At 42.4% G+C, this 20,181-nt stretch carries 18 protein-coding genes and 1 pseudogene (1 of these 19 only partly in view); 6 read left to right on the top strand and 13 right to left on the bottom strand.

Annotated features, from left to right (window positions below; genetic code table 11):
• Both CH376_RS14535 and CH376_RS14530 read right to left on the bottom strand, forming a co-directional pair.
• Window positions 1-561 (bottom strand): SPFH domain-containing protein (locus CH376_RS14535; RefSeq protein WP_133124664.1); only part of this gene is annotated, 561 nt, incomplete at its 3' end.
• Between the two features lie 96 nt (window positions 562-657).
• Complete coding sequence (locus tag CH376_RS14530; RefSeq protein WP_100785461.1) at window positions 658-1,239, bottom strand: LIMLP_15305 family protein; 582 nt, start codon at window positions 1,237-1,239, stop codon at window positions 658-660.
• Between the two features lie 270 nt (window positions 1,240-1,509).
• On the opposite strand from CH376_RS14530, the gene CH376_RS14525 reads away from it, so the two are divergent.
• Together CH376_RS14525 and CH376_RS14520 are read left to right on the top strand one after the other, a co-directional pair.
• Complete coding sequence (locus CH376_RS14525) at window positions 1,510-3,108, top strand: LA_3751/LA_3752 family putative glycosyltransferase (RefSeq protein ID WP_100785387.1); 1,599 nt, start codon at window positions 1,510-1,512, stop codon at window positions 3,106-3,108.
• A gap of 402 nt (window positions 3,109-3,510) precedes the next feature.
• Window positions 3,511-5,058, top strand: a complete 1,548-nt coding sequence (locus CH376_RS14520) for an LA_3751/LA_3752 family putative glycosyltransferase (RefSeq protein ID WP_100785460.1) — start codon at window positions 3,511-3,513, stop codon at window positions 5,056-5,058.
• Between the two features lie 133 nt (window positions 5,059-5,191).
• Here CH376_RS14520 and CH376_RS14515 read toward each other — a convergent pair whose 3' ends face one another.
• The gene (locus CH376_RS14515; protein ID WP_100785386.1) at window positions 5,192-6,376 is read right to left on the bottom strand and encodes an acyltransferase family protein; all 1,185 of its coding nucleotides are present in this window, start codon (window positions 6,374-6,376) and stop codon (window positions 5,192-5,194) included.
• 290 nt (window positions 6,377-6,666) lie between these two features.
• On the opposite strand from CH376_RS14515, the gene CH376_RS14510 reads away from it, so the two are divergent.
• From CH376_RS14510 to CH376_RS14500, 3 genes are all read left to right on the top strand, one after another.
• Window positions 6,667-8,256, top strand: a complete 1,590-nt coding sequence (locus CH376_RS14510) for an LA_3751/LA_3752 family putative glycosyltransferase (protein ID WP_100785385.1) — start codon at window positions 6,667-6,669, stop codon at window positions 8,254-8,256.
• Between the two features lie 87 nt (window positions 8,257-8,343).
• Complete coding sequence (gene lepB / locus CH376_RS14505) at window positions 8,344-8,925, top strand: signal peptidase I (RefSeq protein WP_100785384.1); 582 nt, start codon at window positions 8,344-8,346, stop codon at window positions 8,923-8,925.
• A 72-nt stretch (window positions 8,926-8,997) separates the two neighbouring features.
• Window positions 8,998-10,188, top strand: coding sequence for an acyltransferase family protein (locus CH376_RS14500; RefSeq protein WP_165781737.1), 1,191 nt, complete (start codon window positions 8,998-9,000; stop codon window positions 10,186-10,188).
• Here the strand turns inward: CH376_RS14500 and CH376_RS14495 are convergent.
• From CH376_RS14495 to CH376_RS24630, 10 genes and pseudogenes are all read right to left on the bottom strand, one after another.
• Window positions 10,185-10,967, bottom strand: coding sequence for a hypothetical protein (locus CH376_RS14495; protein WP_100785382.1), 783 nt, complete (start codon window positions 10,965-10,967; stop codon window positions 10,185-10,187). The two genes, CH376_RS14500 and CH376_RS14495, sit on opposite strands and share 4 nt — an antisense overlap.
• 56 nt (window positions 10,968-11,023) lie before the next feature.
• Window positions 11,024-12,406 carry an Lcl C-terminal domain-containing protein gene (locus tag CH376_RS14490; protein ID WP_100785381.1) on the bottom strand — a complete coding sequence of 461 codons (1,383 nt, stop codon included), beginning with the start codon at window positions 12,404-12,406 and terminating at the stop codon, window positions 11,024-11,026.
• Between the two features lie 231 nt (window positions 12,407-12,637).
• The gene (locus CH376_RS14485) at window positions 12,638-13,144 is read right to left on the bottom strand and encodes a redoxin family protein (protein WP_100785380.1); all 507 of its coding nucleotides are present in this window, start codon (window positions 13,142-13,144) and stop codon (window positions 12,638-12,640) included.
• Between the two features lie 293 nt (window positions 13,145-13,437).
• Window positions 13,438-14,337 (bottom strand): decaprenyl-phosphate phosphoribosyltransferase, encoded by a 900-nt coding sequence (locus CH376_RS14475; protein ID WP_100785378.1) that lies wholly within the window; start codon window positions 14,335-14,337, stop codon window positions 13,438-13,440.
• An 87-nt stretch (window positions 14,338-14,424) separates the two neighbouring features.
• Window positions 14,425-15,192 (bottom strand): ethanolamine ammonia-lyase subunit EutC, encoded by a 768-nt coding sequence (gene eutC / locus CH376_RS14470; RefSeq protein ID WP_100785377.1) that lies wholly within the window; start codon window positions 15,190-15,192, stop codon window positions 14,425-14,427.
• A gap of 3 nt (window positions 15,193-15,195) precedes the next feature.
• Window positions 15,196-16,584, bottom strand: coding sequence for an ethanolamine ammonia-lyase subunit EutB (locus CH376_RS14465; RefSeq protein ID WP_100785376.1), 1,389 nt, complete (start codon window positions 16,582-16,584; stop codon window positions 15,196-15,198).
• Window positions 16,585-16,626: 42 nt separating this feature from the next.
• Window positions 16,627-17,025, bottom strand: a complete 399-nt coding sequence (locus tag CH376_RS14460; RefSeq protein ID WP_100785375.1) for a type II toxin-antitoxin system VapC family toxin — start codon at window positions 17,023-17,025, stop codon at window positions 16,627-16,629.
• Window positions 17,022-17,300: a type II toxin-antitoxin system VapB family antitoxin gene (locus tag CH376_RS14455; RefSeq protein ID WP_207767176.1), complete on the bottom strand. Its 279-nt coding sequence runs from the start codon at window positions 17,298-17,300 to the stop codon at window positions 17,022-17,024. Before CH376_RS14455 ends, CH376_RS14460 begins: the two co-directional genes overlap by 4 nt.
• Window positions 17,301-17,549: 249 nt before the next feature.
• On the bottom strand, window positions 17,550-19,172 hold the full coding sequence (locus CH376_RS14450) for a TrkH family potassium uptake protein (protein WP_100785374.1): 1,623 nt from the start codon (window positions 19,170-19,172) through the stop codon (window positions 17,550-17,552).
• A gap of 92 nt (window positions 19,173-19,264) precedes the next feature.
• Window positions 19,265-19,487, bottom strand: a pseudogene (locus tag CH376_RS24630) (hypothetical protein).
• A gap of 27 nt (window positions 19,488-19,514) precedes the next feature.
• Here CH376_RS24630 and fusA point away from each other — a divergent pair.
• Window positions 19,515-20,181, top strand: partial view of an elongation factor G gene (gene fusA / locus CH376_RS14445; protein ID WP_100785373.1) — the 5' end (the start) only. Its footprint extends 1,454 nt past the window's final position; the window shows 667 of its 2,121 coding nt (coding positions 1-667); its start codon is at window positions 19,515-19,517; its stop codon lies beyond the right edge, outside the window.

Here is a 20,181-nt window from a genome sequence, read left to right as displayed (position 1 = left end):
CGCCGCGGAAGCCTCTTCGAGATGTTGGGAGATCTGAGTGATCGGAACTCCGGTCTTTAACACGACTTCGGAAATAAAATCGCTGAGTCTGGTTACGACCATCGGCTTTAGAAGTTTGTCGACTCCGTCGTGATTGAACCTTTGCTGAGTTCCCACGACTGTGTTCACGAACGATTTGGAATCGATGACTTTAATATTATAATTTCCGAATGCTCTTAATCCGAGAGTAATATGATATTTCGGATCTTCGATTTGGATCGGCGCCGGAGTTCCCCATGTCATGTTGATCACGGACTTGTTTACGTAGACGATCTCCGCGGTAAAAGGAGTCTGACCGCCGAACGGAAGATTGACGATCTTTTCCAAAAGCGGAATATTTCCCGTCTTGAGAGTGTGGGTCCCGGGTCCAAAAACGTCCAGAGCCTTTCCTTCCTTAAAGAAAACCGCTTCCTGACTTTCGTTTACTACAAGTTGACCGAAATGACTGATATCGTTTCTCGGAAACTTCCAAACGATCTCTCCGGGTTGTCCTTCGTATTTGATTACATCGATCAATGCCATGATTTATTCCTTTTAATTATTTAAGATTTCGATTCGCGTTTGTAGACGCGGGATTTTTCAGGATTCTTTCAATCCAATATGACCTTTGGAATTCGATCAGAGTTTCGTAAACAAATCCTTACGGGAACGAAACGCATTTTCCAATCCGTCTAGAGCGATTCGGATTTCGCTTATCAAATTACGAACTTCCTCAACGGACGATTCCGCCGTCAATTTCAAGGATTGAATTTTGGTTTCGATTCCTTCCACTTCTTTAAAAAGGGAAAAATCGAACTCTGCGAGTTTTTCCAATTCTTCCTGCGTGGCTTTGAGTCCGGAACCGAGACCGGTAAGTCCGTATCCCGCCGACTGAATCGCATTTGTAAGTTTGTCGACGAGAACCACCGCGATTTCACTGCTTCCGATCAGATCCATTTTTCTCGCGGAAACAAAGGCCTCCTCCAATCTTCTCAAAGGCTCTTTCAGATGAGAAATTTTTGAGGCAAGTTCTTTCCGCAAAAGAGAATCCGCGTTTTGAAATTCGGTTCCCTTCAATCCGCTCGCGTAGAGCGGAAGTTTTTCCATAAAGCTCCGGACCTTGCCCTTTTCCGATTTATAACGATCGATCAGAGCCTTGACCGGAGACTGTGAAAGAAATTGACCAAGTAAATTCGTATCGGAAGGAGTTTCCTGTTGCATAACTTCAAGTTTTGCACGATTCCAAGAATGGATCAATGAAAAAATATTACTTTTACGATTCCTCATCCTCTAAAAAATTCTTTTTCCAATAAGAAAGACGAATCTCGTATCGAATCTCGAAAGGATCGTTTTAGAAAAGGAAAGCAGATTGACCTCGAAAACGATTTCGATACGCTGACTTCGATGGGAAAGAAACTTTCTTTTCGATTTTTTCTTTTGTGTCGAACGGGTTAAAATTCGTTTTTCTAATTTTGATTTTTTTAAAACTCAATGACGCCAAAACTCAAAGAATTCTCCGCTCGCTTTCTTCAAAACAAATACGGTTCCATCTTAGCCGCATTTCTTTTTTCGTATTTTCTTTATCTAACCGTTCCACCCAAATATCTTCTTTCCGCGGATCACTATGAAAAATTCATACTTGGAAAATCCATCTTCTTAAGCGGCTTTCGTTCCTTGGATGTTTTTTATCCCGGCTTCGATTTCGACCCGGAACTCAAATTCAGTTTATTGAAGATGTCGATCGTAAACGGCCACAAGATCATCGCCTTTCCCATCTCTTTAGGAATCCTTTATGCGATCGCCTATCCTTTCGGAGGCGCTTACGCAATCTACTTTTTATCGGCGCTATTGATCGGCTTATCTTTATTTCTCATCGGACGAGAATTCAAAATCCCGTCGTGGCAGATTTTTCTTTTTTCGATTTTGACTCCCTCAGTGATGAACGGTTATCTCTTCATGGACGTAGGAGTCGGACTTTTCTTATTCGTTTCCGGAATGCTTCTTTATCAAAAATCAAAGAAGAATCCATCGCCTTTCCTAATGATCGTTAGCGCGTTCTTTCTTTCGCTCTGCTATTGGTTTCGTTTGGAATATCTTATCTTTTTGGGAATCTACTGGGTTACGGAAATGTTCCTTCAATTCCGTCTTTGCCGAAAGATCAAGGACCGAACCGGTGTCGTCGCAATTTCGATTCTTCTTTTTATATTTTTTCTCGGTTACTGCGGGTTTAATTTTTCCTATTTCCATTCGATCCTGGGACCTCGATTCAACGCAAACTACGATTCGTCCGGCGGCGCCAATCTATTTAAGAATTTTATAAATCTCTTATTTTATGGAAATCTAAAGTTAGGACTTTTCGGCTATTCGCCCTTCCTATTGTTCGGAATCGTTCTTTTTTCGTTCTCATTTTTCAAAAACTGGAAAGAATCGAAAGACAACGAAAAGACCTTGATCACCTCTTCCATTCTCGGAATCACCGTCGCGGCGATCACCGCGCCGAACGACGGGGGGGCGGAATTCGGTTCGCGTTATCTGACTCCGGGTCTTCCCGGACTCTTCCTGCTCGCGTCCAAGGCGCTGGAGTTTTTACAAAGGAAAAGTTATCTCTGGAGAATTCCGTTCTACGTTCTTTTTGCGATTTCCATCTTACCGACTTGGATCTATTATAAAACCACGAAAGGTTTTGCAAAGAACACAAAGGCCGTTCAAGAATTCATTTTGAAGGAACCCAAAGAAAATCTTTTAGTCTTTCAGAACGGTTTGCTTGGAGGAATGGCGAGCGAAGGCCTCTATTTTCAAGGAAGAGTCTATGAAGCGATCAACGTACAGGAGTTAGTCGAGTTACTTGAAAAATATTCTTCTTTGCAAAAAGAGAAATCGATTCCGTTTGAATATTTCGCGTATGCCAAAGAATACACCGAAGGAATGAAGGATCTAAAATACGAAAAAGACACAAAAAACGGAATGCTATCCTACCTCAATCAGTTTGATCCGGATGAAATCTCCAAAATTCAGTCGATTCGAATCGTAAAAAAACAAACCTTAGGAAGCATTGAAATCATCTACGGAACCTATATAAAAAAAGAATAATATTCCTCGCAGTCTTTTGATTCAATCGAGCTTAATGCAAAAGAAAACCGTTAGCTTAAACGCGTGAAGATCGGTTTTTTCGCTCCGTCTTATCGATAAAACGAAACGTCTCTTAAAAATTTCTTAAAATACGCGCACGAATCCGAATTCGTTTTTATCTTCGCCTTAACTAAACAGACAAAGAATCAAATCTTAAATGATTGCAAATTGCTAAAACTTTCCTTCTTCCTCGCTTAATTTCGAATCGGAAAAAGTTTCGAAATGTTTTCCATCGTTTCCAATCTGAAAAAGAAACCCTTTAAATCAAAAATCCGCTTGTCAGTCATTTACAGTCCGGAAACTTTCTTATTTGAGTTCTTGAAATTCTTTTTCGGAAATAAACCGAACTCGGGTTCGATCAAAATGTTATTAGAGAAATTTAAAAGTCAGTGGGCAATCTGTCTTCTTTTGTTGGTAGTTCCGCTTCTTCACGTTTGGATCGGGACGGGAGATTTTTACATCGCCGATTCTCTTCTCAAAGCGATGCAGACGGAATCTTTGATCCAAAACGATTTCAAATCGGAAGAACTACGATATCCCGCCAGGCTCATAGATCAGGAACATCGAAATTTTTTTCTGTCCTATCATTTTGTAGGAGATATCCAAGGAAAATTTATCGGAGCCTTTCCGTTAGCGTTTTCAGTTTTGACTTCGCTTATCAAAAAAACCGGCATCGGTTGGAATTTATTTCCGTTCCTATTATCGCTTTCTTTGGTTCTTTCTTTTTACATCCTTGCCAGTAAAAAATTGATCGCTCAAAAAACCGTGATTCTCGGTTACGGAGCCACGATTCTTTCCGCACTGAGTCTGGACTTTAACGAATATACGCTCTATTTTCTGCTGAACACTTTCGGCTTTGTGTGGTGGATGAATTTCAGAGAATCTCGAAACGCCAAATGGATCTATCTTTCCGTTTTTGCGATCTCCCTTTCTATCTGGTTACGCTTAGAATCGTCTCCGTTCCTCGTCAGTCTTCTGATCGCTGAAATCCTGACGTCCAAATCCAAACTTAAAGAATTGAGCAAAGAATTTAATTTTTTCCTAATCTTCTTAAGCCTATCTCCTGCGATCTTTTTTCTTGTATGGAATTACTTCGACTACGGACATATTCTCGGAGCGAGATTTATTTTTAATTTCGGCAAAAACGAAATTACGATCTTAGATCGAATTCAGAATTTCTTTTCGATGACGTTTGTAAATTATGCGGATGGAATTCCAAAATTCGGGTTATTCTTCTGCTCTTCGTTTTTACTCTTGCCGATCGTCTATTATCTCTTCTTCAAAAAAGAACGTACTGAAAAAGAAAATTTCCTGATTCTTCTCTGCGGGTCTTACGCGGTTCTAATCGGCGCTTCGGCGCCTAACGACGGAATTACGATCACCGGAAGATATCTGATGTCGGTTTTGCTTCCCCTTCTTGTTCTTTGGGACGGATGGATTATACCCCATTCTAAAATTTGGAAATATCTTTCCGTTGTTTTGATAGTGCTTTCTTTTTTGATCTCGGGATTGACTTTGAAAATTTTTCAGCAGGCCGCAAATCAGGAACGGAATTTTAGACAATTTTATGCGAGAAACGAAGCCCCGCTCTGGGTTTTTACCGATCCAATCCTTTGCGGCCAAGCCGGTTTGGAACATCTGTCCAGAAAAATACTTTGTCTAAACGCAAAAACGAATGTTGATTCTATTCTTAAGAATATAAACAATGAAAGTTCTATTTCATCTTTGGTTCTTTTTGAAATGAGTGAAAAAGAAATGAAAGCCTTCGAAGGAAAAAATTCTTTAGACTTTTTTCCTTCGAAAAAAATCGATCTGAAAGAACGGCTCCTGGAAATTTTTAATAAAAAAGAAGAACCCGTTTTATACAAAGGAATCGTTGCCACGACATTCTTCAGAGAAAACAAACGATAGCCCGACCTAGTTTCGAGGCTTTTAAAAAAGCCTCGAACATCCGGAAAAATATTTAGAGCTTGTCCCAAAACTGGGACAGAACCTTGCAGCTTGATCTTTTCGACAAAATAAAATAAGGTTTTAGGACGCGATCTTAATCCTTTTTCAGTCGATTTTTCAAACTCAAAAAAGGATATTCTATCAGCATATAGGATACGAACGCGAATAGAAGAGCGTAGGAAAATCCGATCCCTAAAGCCTTGCAGAATTGAAGCCAAGAAATACTATCCACATTTACTTTCAATTGAGTGCTTGCGATAAAGATTGCGACGATATGCCACAAATATGTTCCGTAACTCATTCTTGCGAGCGGAGCGAAAATTCTTAAACTTAAAAATTTTCCGATATATGATAGATTATGAATACTCGCGATCATTACCAACGCGTATCCCAAATTGGAAAAATTAAACCGAAAGACGGTATAATATACCGAGAATCGATAGGGGACAAAACTCGCGATCGCCAAAAACAAAAGCCCGGGAATCAGAAAATACCATTCTCGTATTTTTGCATGTTCTTTCGGAACAAGGTTCCAATTTTTATAAAGTTCAAAACAGAGAATTCCTGCAACGATGGAATCGAATCGTGTATGTGCAGGGCGATGAAATAACAGATCGAAAACTCCGTAAGGCTGGTCTCCGGCGTGCGCTTGATAAACGAAATACCGAATCACAGCGGCGGAACCGTACAATGAGACAAGAAACGCGATTCTAGTTTTTTTCGCCAATTTAAAAAGGATGAAATAGCAGATCAAAGGGAAGACTAAATAGAACTGTTCTTCCAAAGAAAGCGACCAAGTGTGAAAATGAGAAGAGGTTACGTAATTCGAAACATAGAGCGCGTCGTAAATCCATCGATCCACGGAAGCGGAATAAGAAGGCAGAAGAGCTTGGATTTTCGGATCCGTAGACGCAGCCATCATCTTAACCTGCAATTTATTGACAAAGAGGGCGATAAAGACGAAGAAATAATATGCGGGGAAAATTCTCAGACTTCGGTTTATATAAAAGTCCTTAAAACTAAGAGTTCCCGTCTTTTCCCAAGTTCTGTAAAGAACTCCGTAGATCAGAAATCCGCTCAAAATAAAAAATAGATCCACCGAGGAAGTAAGATTGCTGATGAACGTATTGAGAACGGCCGTATCCTGCGGAAGCTGATGACGGATCGGATCGGATAAGTGAAAAATAAAAATGGCCATCATCGAAATGGCGCGAAGACCGTTCAATGAGTCCTTTTCCCAAATCCGTTTTTCAAAAAGAGATAAGAAGGCCGCTTTCATAACTTTGAAATCCCTGTTTTATGAGATATTTCATATAAAAAAAAAACGATACGCCTGTAAATCAATTTGCAGAGTTCAAATCCCCGAGAGCCGATCGATGCTCAGCGAGGATAAGAATTTTTTGTATCTTCTAAGGTTTTCACTTTTAGCTCTTCGTAAGATTTTATTGTTGCTCGTTCGATCCATACGATCAACTTAGATGAGTGGTCCGGATCGCTCCGATGACAACGAAAACTTCTCGCAGAACTTGCAAACACGGGTTCGTTCTCCGGGTGATGGTAAAAAATTAAATGAAACCGATCCTTGCCTTTATCAGATCCAAAAAATTTTTATTCTGGTCTTTACTGTGTTTCGGAATGTTCGCTTCCTTGCGCTTAACGCTTCCTGAATATTCTCTCTTTCAAGACAGTCACGACAAAGCGGTCCAAATCGATTCTTTATTCCGGAACGGATTCCAATCCGAAGAATTATATTATCCTGGGAAAACGATCGATCCCGATCTGGAATTTTATTATCTTCCGAAAAATCTTCATTTAGTGAATCGGGACCGATTGATCAGCGCCTTCCCTCTTTCCTTTGCGGCAGTCGTAAGTCCTTTCTATTGGTTATGCGGAATTAAGAATCTACCGTATTTTTCCGTGATTCTATCGTTCATTACGCTTCTCCTCTTGAGAAAGTATTGGAAGTTTGATTTTTTCTTTTTGTTTGTTTCTTTTTTCTGCACGTTTGCATGGACTCTTTCTTTTGATTTTTCCGAAAACACGCTGATCATTTTGTTATCTCTGATTACGCTGATCCTTCTTTTTAAAGGAGAACCCGACTTTAAAAAACATTTCTTTGCCGGAATATTTTTGGGATTTTACGTCTGGTTTCGGTTGGAAGGCCTTATATACGCGGGTTCACTTCTGTCGTTTTACGCGATCGCTCTCTTGACTGTTTATCTCAAGAAACGCAAAGTAAAAAATATATTATTTTTTCTGAATACATTGTTCGGATTTATCGCGACGGTCTCTATATTTTTTCTTTGGAATTGGATCGACTACGGAAATATTTTGGGAACAAGATACTTGGCAAACCTTCAGGGATTCTCCGTCTCGTGGTCGCAGAGAATCGACTGGATGATCAATCTTCTTTTTTTCGGCCCTCTCAAAGTCGGCTATTTCGGCTATCTGCCTTCGGCCTTGATTTTATTTTCGATTTTGACGTTTCATTTTCAAGAACTATCCCGTGCGAATCGAACGTTGCTCGGATCCTCTTTGTTGTTTTTGATTTTGGTTCTTTTAACCGCCCCGAACGACGGATTTAACAATTGGGGCCCGAGATTCTTCGCTTCGATCATTTTGCCTTATACGATTCTGATCCGCAAATATTGGTTCCTTGCGGTTCGCAAGGGAAAGAAGAATCTAAAGAGAATTTTTATTTTCTGTTTTGCGTATTCGTTTCTTTTAGGGCTGATCGGGTTGGGAATTCAAAGAGGAAGAAGCATTCACGTCAAGAAATTCTCGTCCATCATATCCAACGTCGACGCGGACATCTGGGTTTATACCGATTACCTTTCATTTTATTCGATAGGTACGCGTTATTTGGATAAGATCGTGTTCAAGGCGGATAACGCGGATCAGATCTTAAAAATCCTAAGCCGTTCGTCTAAAGTCTGGCCGAATTCTAAAATTGCTTTCGTACAATACGATCTAGGAGTTGTGGATTCCAAAACCAGAGAGAAGATGGAAAAGAGTTCGATGGGAATGGAAATCGTTCGACCGATTCAGTGGGATCAAAAGATTCTTATCCCGAAATTAAAAGAATCTTTATCCGACTTTCAAGTTTCCAAAACCGGCGGCTATGAAATCTGGAGCGGACATCTTCGAAAGCGGGATTAAGATTCACAATTCTTTTCGATCCGATGATCGTGTTTCATTTTTGACTTTTCCTAAAGGATCTCGCAATAGATTCTGTTCCAGTCTCCTATGAAAAGGTTCGCAATTGAGGGAAAGATTTTAAAAATTCTCTGGAAGATTTCTCCGATATTTCTTTCCCTCCTTACGATCCTTTTGATGCGGATCTTCTTATTTCAAATTTATTTTATCTCCGGTTATTCCATGGCTCCTTCTTATAAGGAAGGGGATTTGATCCTGGTTACGAAATGGGGTTTTCCAGCCCGAATCGGAAGATGGGAATTTTCTTTCCTGGAAGGCCAGGTTAACAGGTTCGACGTTTTGGTTTTAGACGGATTGGAAGAAGAATTGAGCTTAAAAAGAGTCGTCGGTTTACCCGGCGATTATTTCCGTTTTGAAAACGATAGAATTCTCATCAACGACGGGCCTCTCCAAGAAACATTTCTAAAACCGGGATTCAAAACCATTGCGCCTTCTCTTTCGATGATTCCGATGACGGCCGTAAAAGGAAACGTTCCGATCGGAGACGCAGGAAGAATTCCACCGGGTTATTTTTTAGTATTAGGGGACAATCGTGAAAATTCGACCGATTCCAGAAATTACGGATTGGTTCCCTTTCAAAAGTTGAGGGGAAAAGTCCGGCTTTTTCTTTAATTTTATTCATTATCCATAGGAACAAATCACAAACCGGATCGCGAAAAAAAAAATATGAGTATTTTAAATAAAATGAATATAAAAGAATATTGTTTTTCCATTTTTCATAAGAAGGACAACGAATACGAAAATCTAAACGGAATCAGAGCGATCTCAATTCTTTTTGTAGTTGTGTTTCATGCCTGGGTCACGGCAAAACCTATCCTTCCGGGAGATCCGAATCCGTTGCGCCTTTTTCTCGGCTCACTCTCTTCTGGAGTCGACTTTTTCTTTTTACTCAGCGGCTTTTTGATCTACGGCGGATTGTTTCGCGAACACGAAAAAAACGGAAAACTCGAAATCAAAAAGTTTTTTATCAAAAGATCTCTGCGCATTTTTCCGGCGTTTTACTTCGCGCTCGCGATCCTTTATTACAGCAAATCTCAGCAGTTGGCGAAGCTGGAATCCGTACAAATCGATAACGCTCAGATTCTTTCCTTAATCGCCGAAACTAAGATTAGAATGGAATACGTCTGGGTGGATATATTCTATCTTTCCGATTTTTTACCCCATTATCTTTACAACGGGGGCTGGTCTCTTTCCATCGAGGAACATTTCTACCTCGTTCTTCCGTTTCTTTGCTCGGTGTTTCTTTTCCGGGTGAACATCCGAGTCAGATTCATTTTCTATTTATTGGGATTTTTGACCGCGTTTCTCGTGAGAATGAAACTAGCTTTTCCCGCGAATATGGACGCCGCATATCATTTTCACGCGAGGTTTGATTCGATTCTTGCTGGGATGGTCGTCTATGAGATTTTTCACCACTTTCCTCTGAACGCGGAGAGGGCGGAGAAATATAAGGGCCGAATTCTTTCACTTTTGATTTTAGGAATCGCAATCGTAATCTACGCGCATCAAATCGATCCCGGAACTTCTTGGGCTCTTGTCGTTCGGCCCGTTATGCTTTCTTTCGGGTTCGGAATTCTTATGTATTTCTCTTTTTATCCCGGATTTTTAAAGCGGTTTTTCAGCCTGGGAGTTTTCAGACCGTTTGCACGTTTGGGTTATACCGCGTATCTTTGGCATATATTCGCGATTCCGGTGGCGGCAAAGAAAATTCTGCCCTTGCTGCAAGCCACTCCGACCGTGTGGATGTTTTTACTCACGAGTTTGTACTTAATTCTTGTTACGTTTCTTATCTCTTGGTTTTTCTTTTTGTTAATCGAAGAACCGTTTTTGATGCTCAAAGATAAACTTACTGGAAGACAAAATAAATTGAGTTAGACGTTCGGATCTCCGGTTTCTCTTAAGAGAAGCGCGTCGTCGAATTCGGATCCTCTGTGCGGAAAGGCTTGTTCGTAAAAAAGAGCGGCGAAAAGTTCGAAGTCCTCGTCGACTTCGAGTGAATTCCGCTCCCAGTATTCGTTTCTTCTTTTGATCAAAACGGAAATGGTTTCGTCTTCGAGTGAAAATTCTTCTCCCGCTTCGTTCAACTTTCGGATCAGCCAATTAAGATTGAAAATCGTAAAAGGTCCCAAGAATTCCAAAGTCGCGACAGTGGGTTCCCGTTTCATCAACGCCTCCGTGTGAAAGAGCGGAATTCTCAGATCGTAAGCGTCCCCGGTTTTCAGATATTGTTTGTAATTCGCGGAGATGGATTCCAAAAACGGAAACGTATTCAAGTAACTGTTTCGGATGAGGTCCTCTTTTTCCGGATATTGAAAGAGAACTTCTATGATATCGATAAATTCTCCCTTTGAAATCGCTTCTCTTAAAATTCTATCCGAGGGTTCGGGCCTAGGGACCGGATCGATCAGCTTCACGAAAAGATATTTCACTTCATAAGCGAATCTTGATTCTCTGGGAATATAATATTCGATCCAGATCGGCTCTTTGTAATATTCGATGAGTTCTTTTTTCGGAAGATCCGGAGTTACACTGAGCGACTTTAGTTTCTTAACGTCGTCCGTGATTACTTTTTTTCCCTCAACTCTCGTCCTGGATTTTTTAATCTGCCGGAGTTCCGACTTATTCAGAAGAGGTTTTGGTTTAAAAGGCTCCATACATTACATATCGGTTGAAAGAGATTCGAATCTGAGCGGACTGCAACGGATAAAACTCAAGGTCCGGTGGTCACACAACGGACTGCAGCGGTCGCACCTTTTGCGATACTATCCACAAAACCCTGCCCAAAATCGATGCTCCACGCGTTCACCGGATTTGTATAAGTTGTAGAGGTCCAATAATTCCCGTTGAACGTTCCCGGAAAATAAGTAGAATTAAGAATCGGATTTTGAAGACTCAAATTTGTCAGACTTCTCAATTCGTTTACAGAAGGCAAACGCCAGACTCGGCCAGCCAAGCTCAACGAGTTGCAAGTGAGAAGCGCGTTCGTCCAATTCGGGGAGGACACGATTCCGGTCGCGCATCCGATTCCGGACAAGCCCGCGCTGCACTGAGCCCAGATCAAACCTGTATTTACGTCGGTGATCGTCGCGTCCCCGTTGTCCTTAAAAAGAGGAGCGGGGGTCGTTGAACCGGAAACACAACGAAGAGGATTCGTATTTCCGTTTGTTGTTTCACGCACAACACCATCGGTAAAGGAAACGTACCAACTATCCGTTCCGATCAGCGGAACAAAAGCGGAGGAACTCCAATGACCCGAAGGGCTCGTTGCAGGAAAAAAGGTCGCGTAAGAAGCCGGACTGGATCCGTCGTAGTTCAAGATCGTTTCCAATTCTTTTGCACTTGGAAGTCTCCAATCCGTTCGGTTTGCATAACCGGCTCCTGCATTGAGATTCGTACAAGCCGTGTCGGCTGCAATCCTACTCAAAGAACTCAAGCCGCCGCTTCCGCAGGCAGATCCGGATAATCCTTCGTTACAACTTTTCCAAATCAAACCGGTCAAGTTATCCGTCGTCGTATAATCGGTTCCTGAAATCAGATTCGGGCCGGAAAAACTCGGGCTGGTTCCATTCTGCAATTCCCCATCCTGTTTTGTTCCAGAGCAGGAGATCACGGTCCCGCCGGCATCGGTACAAACCGTTTGCCCCGTTTTCAAAGGTGCGGATCCGTAAAGAATCAATTCTAAAGAATAACCGATACTTCCGGAAGAATTCGAAGCCTTGATACGGTAGATCGAATCCACACCGGAATAGCCGATGTAAGAACCGGATATCAAACCGCTAAAGGAATCCAATGAAACTCCCGCGGGAAGCGAAGGTGAAACCGAAAAACTCAGTCCGCTTCCGGCGACGCTCGGAACCAAGCTGATCGGACTTCCGTTTGCAAAAACGGCTTTCGGATAACTCAAAGACTGAGGAGCAGGAGCACAGACTGGAAATAAATTTCCGGAAGCGGAGCTCAGAATCGCCGCTTCCAAATAAGCCTCCGAAGAAGGATCGCAGGCGTTTTCGGGAGTTTTTTCCTTACACCCCATAATAAAAAATAGAACAACAAGGATCGAAAGAAAAGGAAATCGGAAGGAAAAGTCGAATCGCATCGAAAGTTTTATTCCTTAGGGAGAATGTTATTCTATAGAAATGGATGAAAAAAGAATCTTTTTACAATCAATATCCGAAATATTACAATGATTTTCGGAAAAATATTTCCAAAAACATCGGCTTTTTTTCGCACCGTTTCCGGAAAATCAAAGGGCTTTTTTCGTTCTTAAAAATGCTTTAAGAAATAGATTCAAAGAATGGAATATGAAATGATAATTTAGAAAGAAGAATCAAAAGAAGAAAGATGAAATCCAAATTCTTAAAAACAAACTGAGAGGGTTCATGATACCGGTATCGGCAAATCGAATCACTCCGTTCCGATCCAAAATAAAAAAAGCGGGAAACGCATTCACTTTCCATTCATTTAAGAATTTAGAATTTCCGGAAACCACTTTGAATCTTACGTCCCGCTCTTCGATGTATTTGGAAAGTTTCAAAGCGTCGTCTCCCTCTTCTACGGAAACAAAGGAGAATCGATCGCTCTTTTCCAAAAGATCCGAATACCATTGAACCAAGGGAAGATTTGTCGAACAGACTCCGCACCAAGTTGCCCAAAAATAAACGACCGAAACTCGATTCTGCGAATCGAATCTTTCTCCGTTCGTCTGAGTCATTCCGTTCAAAGAAACGGACGGTTTCAAATCGGAAGCCTTAAAGACTGAAATTCCAATCGTGATCGTAAGAAAAAGTGTCAACCAGAGAGCGATGTTCGCCGTTTTCTTTAGAATTTCTTTCATAACTTCAATTTCGATTTTCCTCCGGAATCGTTACAAAGAAAAATTCCTGATTTTGGATTTGAAATTCTCACCCACCCCAATCTTGAATTTCGGAAATGGATGAGAAAAAAACGGACGTAGGAACTCCTAAAAAATTTAGAACTTCTTTGCGACGATTCGCCGTATTTACGACAATAGATGATTCTCCGGTAAATACTTTTTGAAACGGACTGGATTTTAAGTCCGTTTCAAAATAAAATCGGATCGTTTCTAAAATCTTAGACCCGACAAGAGAAGGAAGAACTGCAAAAAAATTAAAGATCGAAACGAACCCCTTTTCCAAAACCGGAATACATGATCGCGATTACCAGAGCGACCCAGATCACACCGGCGATCAAAACTCCCCAATCGGAAAGAATCGCCTTAGTAGGGTTGTGTCCCATATTCTTAATATAAATAATATAAAGAGATCGAAAGATCGCATAGACGACGATCGGGATCGTATAGATCATCTGATCCGTTCCGAGATTTGCGATCGTAGTGGGACTTGTCACATAAAGAACGTAACTCATCAGAGTCATCGTTGCAACGATTCCTAACATCATGTCCAAAAAGCTCGTGGAATATTCGTCCAAAATTTTTCTGTGACCTTTTGCGTTGCCTTCCAAGATGATGAGCTCCCCCCTTCTTTTGGAAAAACCCCAGAAAAGAGCCAGCATAAACGTGCAGAGCAAAAGCCAGGAAGAAAAAGAAACATGAATGATCACGGAGCCCGCGATCGCACGAATCACAAATCCGATACTGATGCTCATAACGTCCAAGATCACCATGTGTTTTAGAAACTTGCTGTACAATACGTTAAAGACGAGATAAAACGCGACCAACCCGAAAAAAAGCGGATGTAAAAGATAAGCAAGAACCAAGGATAAAGGAAGAATGATTGCGGTAATAAACAGCGCAAACGAAGGATCTAATTTTCCGGAGGCAAGAGGTCTGTGTTTTTTTTCCGGATGAAGCGCGTCTTCCTTCCGATCCAAATAATCGTTGATCACATACTGACAACTAGCGACGAGCGAAAATAAAAAGAATGCGGAGACGACTCGCTGAAGAGAATCCGGATCGGTTAATTTTTTTGCAAATATGATGCCCGCAAAAATGATTACGTTTTTGATCCACTGATGAATCCGGAGCAATTTCAAATACTGTAAGAGCATACTCGGTTACATTCCTTAGAAACCCTCAATTCATCAAGGAAAATCCAGGAATGAAGGGGAAACATATCAATCGTAATTTTCTGATTTCTATTCGATTTTACGATTCTCGGAAAGAGAGCGAGTTTCTTCGTCTTTGAGATACACTCCGGAGAGTTGTTTCTGAAGCGAAAGGTTGAGAAGATACAAAGCCTTTCTAGAAGCGTCTGAAAAAGACATTCCTCCGGAACGGATATTGGAAATGCAGTTCCTTTTTTCGTCCGTAAGACCGCTGGAAGGATGAAAGGTCAAATAAAGACCCAAGCTATTTTCCGTGGATAATCCTGGCCTTTCACCGATCAAAACGATCACAACCTTTGATTTCCAAAATGCGCCGATCTCGTCGCCGATCGCGACCCTTCCGTTCTTAACAATGGTCACGGGGCTCATCTTGATCTTAGAATGTTCCAAAGACGGTAGAAAATTCTCCAAAAAAGGAATAAGAGAATCGCGGATTGCACTCGCGGAAAGACCGTCCGAAATCACAAGACTGAGATCGAATTCTTCCGAAAATTTCGAATCCTTTTCGCGAAGTTCCTCCAAGATTTGAATACCTTGCGAAGAAATTTTTTTTCCTAAATCCGGTCTTGCCAAGTATTCTTCTCTTGAAGTCGCTTTGGACTTGATCGCGACGGAAGCAAGTCCCCTGTCTGAAAGAAATTCTAAGAGCGCGCTAAAATCCACCTCGGCCCAAACCGCGTCCCTCGCTTTGGCGTGATCCAAACGGAATTGTAAAATTTCTTTCGTCGGAAGTGCGACTCCGGAGCGGCCTAAGCCGATTCTTGCCGTAGTCCATTGTTTCCAGTCTTGCCAATCCATTCTTTAACCGGCCAACGTTTCCAAATCGGATAAAAGTCCCGTTTGTAATTTCTGATCCAGAGGAATCAAATTCCGATCCAGAATTCCCTTTTGTAAAAGCCATTCCTCGAATTCGGGCGCGGGTTTCAGACCAAGCGCTTGTCTGAGATACAACGCGTCGTGAAAGGAAGTGCTCTGATAGGAAAGCATCACGTCGTCCGCACCGGGAACGCCCATGATATAATTGCAACCCGCTACCCCAAGAAGAGTGAGTAACGTGTCCATATCGTCTCCGTCCGCTTCCGCGTGATTCGTATAACAAACGTCGACTCCCATAGGAAGACCGAGAAGTTTTCCGCAGAAATGATCTTCCATTCCCGCTCTGAGAATTTGTTTACCGTTGTAAAGATATTCGGGTCCGATAAAACCTACGACCGTGTTCACAAGAAGAGGAGAGAATTTTCTGGCTACGGCGTAAGCTCGTGTTTCCAAGGTTTGCTGATCCACATCAAAGTGAGCGTCGGCGGAAAGTCCCGAGCCTTGACCGGTTTCAAAATACAGAACGTTTTCTCCGATCGTTCCCCGCTTTAAGGAAAGGGCCGCGTCTCTCGCTTCTTCGATCAGCTTCAAATCAACTCCGAAACTTTCGTTGAGTTTTTGACTACCGCCGATGGATTGAAAAACAAGATCCACGGGAGCGCCGCGTCGAATCAATTCAAGAGTCGTCGTGATATGACTGAGAACACAACTCTGGGTCGGAATTTCATACTTCTGAATCAGAGCGTCCAAAAGATTCAAGAGAGAATGTACGGAAGGAAGATTGTCCGTCGCAGGATTGATTCCGATCACTGCGTCGCCGCTTCCGAGAAGAAGACCGTCCAAAATTCCGGCGGAAATTCCTTTGAGATCGTCCGTGGGATGATTGGGTTGCAATCGAACGGAAAGTCTTCCCGGAAGACCGATCGTATTTCTAAACTTTGTAACCACCCTGCATTTTTTCGCGATGCCAATCAGATCTTGAATGGAACAGATTTTAGAAACGGCCGCCGCCATTTCCGGGGTGATTCCGGGAGCGAGTTTTCCAAGGACCTCGGAATCTGTTTTCTCATTCAATAAGAATTCTCGGAATTCTCCAACGCTCAGAGACGAAATCGGCGCAAAAGCGATTCGGTCGTGATCGTCTACGATCAAACGAGTGATCTCGTCATCCTCATAAGGAATCAATAGTTCTTCTAAAAACAAGGACAAAGGAAGGTCGGCAAGAACCATCTGAGCCGCAACTCGTTCTTCATAACTTGTCGCGGCGATTCCCGCTAAAATATCACCCGAACGGAGCGGAGTTGCCTTTGCAAGAACACCTTTCAGATCCGAAAACTGATAGTGTCGGTTTTGAATTCGAATTCGATAATCCACGGCCAGACGTTCTTCTTTTTAAATCGAACTGCAACCAGAATTTCAATAGGTCTTCGCTCGTTCCACATCCGTATGAAGAAAATCTTCACCTTTGAATAAAAGAGGAGCGTTTTGATTCTTCGCAAGTGCGTAAGCAAAACAATCTCCAAAGTTTAAACCCGCAGGATGTCCGCTCCCTTTTCCGAAATCCTTGTATGCTTCTCGCGCCAATCGAATCTGCTCGATCGTCACCGGTTCTAAATTGATTTTCAATTTAGCAAGAGCATCGTCCAACAGACGGGAAAGAACCGGATCCTTGAGACGATCCGTTCTCACTGCGGCTTCCAAATAATTCGCAACGGACATTCGAGAATTCGGATTGGAAACGATCGAAAGAACGAACTTCTCCTGTTCTTCTTCTTGCAGAAGAATCGCGAGCAAGGCGGAAGTATCGACGATCAATCCGGCAATCCTTCTTGGTTATAGAGCTCGTCCGCATGATCCAAAGAAGAAATCGGCTGTTGAATCCGTTCTCGAAAACGACGAGAGATATCGTATATCTCATCCAAAGAAAAATGAACATTGAGATTGTGTTCCATTCGATCTAACCTTTCCCGAAGTGAATTTGTAATCGCTTCTGTCAGAGTTTCTCCCGTAAGGGCAGCCAATTTCCTAGCTAATGAATCGGTTTCCGGATCTTTGATACTAAGCGCCATATATACAAATACCAACTTCATATAGATTTATATACAATTTCATTTTTGAGTCAACTTTTTTTCTCGCCTTCCTCTCCTCTTTTTCCCAAGGACCGCGGAAAACGACAGCGCCGTCGGTTCTTTTTTTGGTAAACGGGAGGAAAGGCAAACTTTCGAAAACCGCGAGAGTGTATGCGATTTTTCCGAACTTGGATCGAAAGAGGAATCATTCCGGGGAAAACAGGAGCGGACGCGGAGTTTAAACTTTAAGAAAGAAAAAGGTAAGAATTTTCAACCGACCTGAATTTTCAAGCCGTCGTCTTTGCTTCCCAAATCTCCGAGACCCGAGTGACCGGTAAACGCGATGAGAAGAGTAAAGGTTCCCACTCGGCCCATAAACATCAGAGCGATGTAGAGATATTTTTCGATATCGTTTGTATAAGGCGTCATTCCCAAGCTCAAACCGACGGTTCCGAAAGCGGACATGACTTCGAAAAAGATGGTTTCGATTCCGTGTTTGTTTCCGTTGGCAAGCGTGATCAGAAACATAAAGATTACGAGTGAAATCGTGGCAAGAAAATAGATCCGGGTGGAAATCGCGACCGAATTTTTAGAAACGTCCTCTCCCCAAGCCTGAACCCTCGCCTGAGGACTGATTACGTTTTTCAAATATAAGATTAATATAAAGAAGGTCGTGATCTTGATTCCCCCGGCGGCTCCCTGAGGGCCGCCCCCAATGAACATCAGAGAACAAAGAAGAACGTAAGTCGCGCTTCTGATTTCCGTGATATCGAAAGTATTAAACCCGGCGGTTCTCGAGGAAACGGACAAGAAAAAAGAATTAAACAGCTTCTCCGTAAAACCCATCTTCCCGATCGTTTCCAGATTGTTGTATTCTATCAGAAGAATCGAAAGCCCGCCGATATGAATCAATAGCAAGGATCCCAAAACGATGATGCTCATCTGCATACGATTCGCGTCCCCGAACAATTCCTTACGATAAACTTCCAATCTTTCTTCGAGACGCACGGAGGTTGCGATCACAAAAATAAACCATGCGGGTGGATCCTCGCCTAAAAGCATCGTTCTGCGCATCATAAACGTTTCCGTAACGGTTTCGATTTTGCTCATGAACTTCTGAATGATTTCTAAGATAGATTTTTCGATAAAGATAATCACCGGAAATCCGATTCCACCCATTACGATCAAAAATTGAATGATCAAAAGCGAAATCGGGTCCTTCGCGAGAAAGCTCAAATCGTCGACGATGGAAAAGCCTGCGTTATTGAAAGCGGAAACGGAAGTGAACAAACTCAAAAAAAATCGGTTCGGAGTTCCAGGAAGTCGATCCGTTTCGGGCATATTTAAATAAAGAAGAATCGCACCGACCGCTTCGATCGAAAGAGAAATGTTAAAAAGTGAAATGAGCATTCTTCTGACGTACGAAGCCTCGGCTTCGGACTTCTTCTTTCCCGGAGCGACGACGCCGGAATGATTGCTTCCGCGATTCTTCTCCCGCATTTTTTTTGCGAGATGAGCGTCCGTGGCCTCGTAGACAAAGGAAGCCAAACGTGTGCTCCGCGAAAGTCCCCTGACCACCAAAACGCCGATCAAAACCGTAAACGTGATGATCCCCAATCCGCCGATTTGGATCAAAAACATCATAATCAACTGAGTGGGTCTTTGGAGCTCCGAAAGAAGGACCGGAGAAAGTCCGGTGACGCAGATGGAAGAAGTCGCGATATAAAGAGAATTCGTATAAGTAAGACGACCCGACTCGGTTACGTAAATCGCGAACGAACCCGCAAGAATCGCCATCGCAAAACCGAGACAAAGAGTTCTCGCCACCGACAACAAAAGAAATGCTTTCGCGATTCTATTTACATTTCTTTTAAAAAGTTTCAGTGGGTGCATAAGAATTGATTTGCATCAAATGCGGATTTCGATTCTCCAAACCCGTGAAGAATCAAACCGGAAGCCCGACCTAAAATCGAACGCTTCGGCTATCAAGCTCGGAATCTTCGAAATCCTTTTTCGATTTCAAAAAAGCTGAAATTGACGCTGGGATGCAAAAGATCATATTTTTTTCGAATTAGGAACCGGCAAATGAAAAACCGTCCCGAAGCGACTGATTCGGTGATTTAGATTTACAAATCCGCTCTTTTTTAGAATTTGGTAAATTGAGGGACTTTTTGCAAAGCTCCCCACCGGTGATTTCACCGAACGTATTTGCAATCTTTTATAAGAGGAATGGCCATGAGCACTGCTGTAGCCGAATTCAAACCGAGCGAAAAACTCCTTAAGACCAGAAACATTGGGATTTCTGCCCATATCGATTCCGGAAAAACGACCCTTACCGAAAGAATCCTATTCTATACGAATAAGATTCACGCCATCCACGAAGTTCGTGGAAAGGACGGAGTCGGTGCGAAGATGGACAGCATGGACCTCGAAAGAGAAAGAGGGATCACCATTCAGTCCGCGGCGACTTATTGCCAGTGGAAAGATCATACGATCAACATCATCGACACTCCGGGTCACGTCGACTTCACCGTGGAAGTGGAGCGTTCTCTTCGGGTATTGGATTCCGCCATTCTCGTTCTTTGCGGAGTTGCCGGAGTTCAATCTCAGTCGATCACAGTTGACCGTCAGATGAGACGTTACAACGTTCCTCGCGTCGCTTTTATCAACAAACTCGACAGAACGGGCGCAAACCCTTTCCGAGTGATCGATCAGCTCAAAGAAAAACTAAAACACAACGCCGTTCCGGTTCAAATTCCAATCGGTCTTGAAAACGACCTGAAAGGGATCGTGGATCTTGTCAAAATGAAAGCCTTCTATTTCGAAGGTAAAGACGGGATGGACATCCAAGAAAGAGAGATTCCGGACGATCTGAAAGAACTCGCTCAAAAGAAACACGAAG

This window comes from Leptospira adleri (genome assembly GCF_002811985.1).
Taxonomy (GTDB): domain Bacteria; phylum Spirochaetota; class Leptospiria; order Leptospirales; family Leptospiraceae; genus Leptospira; species Leptospira adleri.
Note: the sequence above shows the minus strand (reverse complement) of the source record. Positions and strands in the feature narration are given on the sequence as shown.

Bases quoted from the DNA above. Each gene is read 5' to 3' on its own strand.
- lepB (WP_100785384.1), top strand. From the start codon at position 8,344: ATGAAAAGGTTCGCAATTGAGGGAAAGATTTTAAAAATTCTCTGGAAG.
- CH376_RS14475 (WP_100785378.1), bottom strand. From the start codon at position 14,337: ATGCTCTTACAGTATTTGAAATTGCTCCGGATTCATCAGTGGATCAAA.
- CH376_RS14490 (WP_100785381.1), bottom strand. From the start codon at position 12,406: ATGCGATTCGACTTTTCCTTCCGATTTCCTTTTCTTTCGATCCTTGTT.
- CH376_RS14515 (WP_100785386.1), bottom strand. From the start codon at position 6,376: ATGAAAGCGGCCTTCTTATCTCTTTTTGAAAAACGGATTTGGGAAAAG.
- CH376_RS14485 (WP_100785380.1), bottom strand. From the start codon at position 13,144: ATGAAAGAAATTCTAAAGAAAACGGCGAACATCGCTCTCTGGTTGACA.
- CH376_RS14510 (WP_100785385.1), top strand. From the start codon at position 6,667: ATGAAACCGATCCTTGCCTTTATCAGATCCAAAAAATTTTTATTCTGG.
- CH376_RS14530 (WP_100785461.1), bottom strand. From the start codon at position 1,239: ATGCAACAGGAAACTCCTTCCGATACGAATTTACTTGGTCAATTTCTT.
- CH376_RS14495 (WP_100785382.1), bottom strand. From the start codon at position 10,967: ATGGAGCCTTTTAAACCAAAACCTCTTCTGAATAAGTCGGAACTCCGG.
- CH376_RS14520 (WP_100785460.1), top strand. From the start codon at position 3,511: ATGTTATTAGAGAAATTTAAAAGTCAGTGGGCAATCTGTCTTCTTTTG.
- eutC (WP_100785377.1), bottom strand. From the start codon at position 15,192: ATGGATTGGCAAGACTGGAAACAATGGACTACGGCAAGAATCGGCTTA.
- CH376_RS14525 (WP_100785387.1), top strand. From the start codon at position 1,510: ATGACGCCAAAACTCAAAGAATTCTCCGCTCGCTTTCTTCAAAACAAA.
- CH376_RS14455 (WP_207767176.1), bottom strand. From the start codon at position 17,300: ATGAAGTTGGTATTTGTATATATGGCGCTTAGTATCAAAGATCCGGAA.
- CH376_RS14500 (WP_165781737.1), top strand. From the start codon at position 8,998: ATGAATATAAAAGAATATTGTTTTTCCATTTTTCATAAGAAGGACAAC.
- CH376_RS14450 (WP_100785374.1), bottom strand. From the start codon at position 19,172: ATGCACCCACTGAAACTTTTTAAAAGAAATGTAAATAGAATCGCGAAA.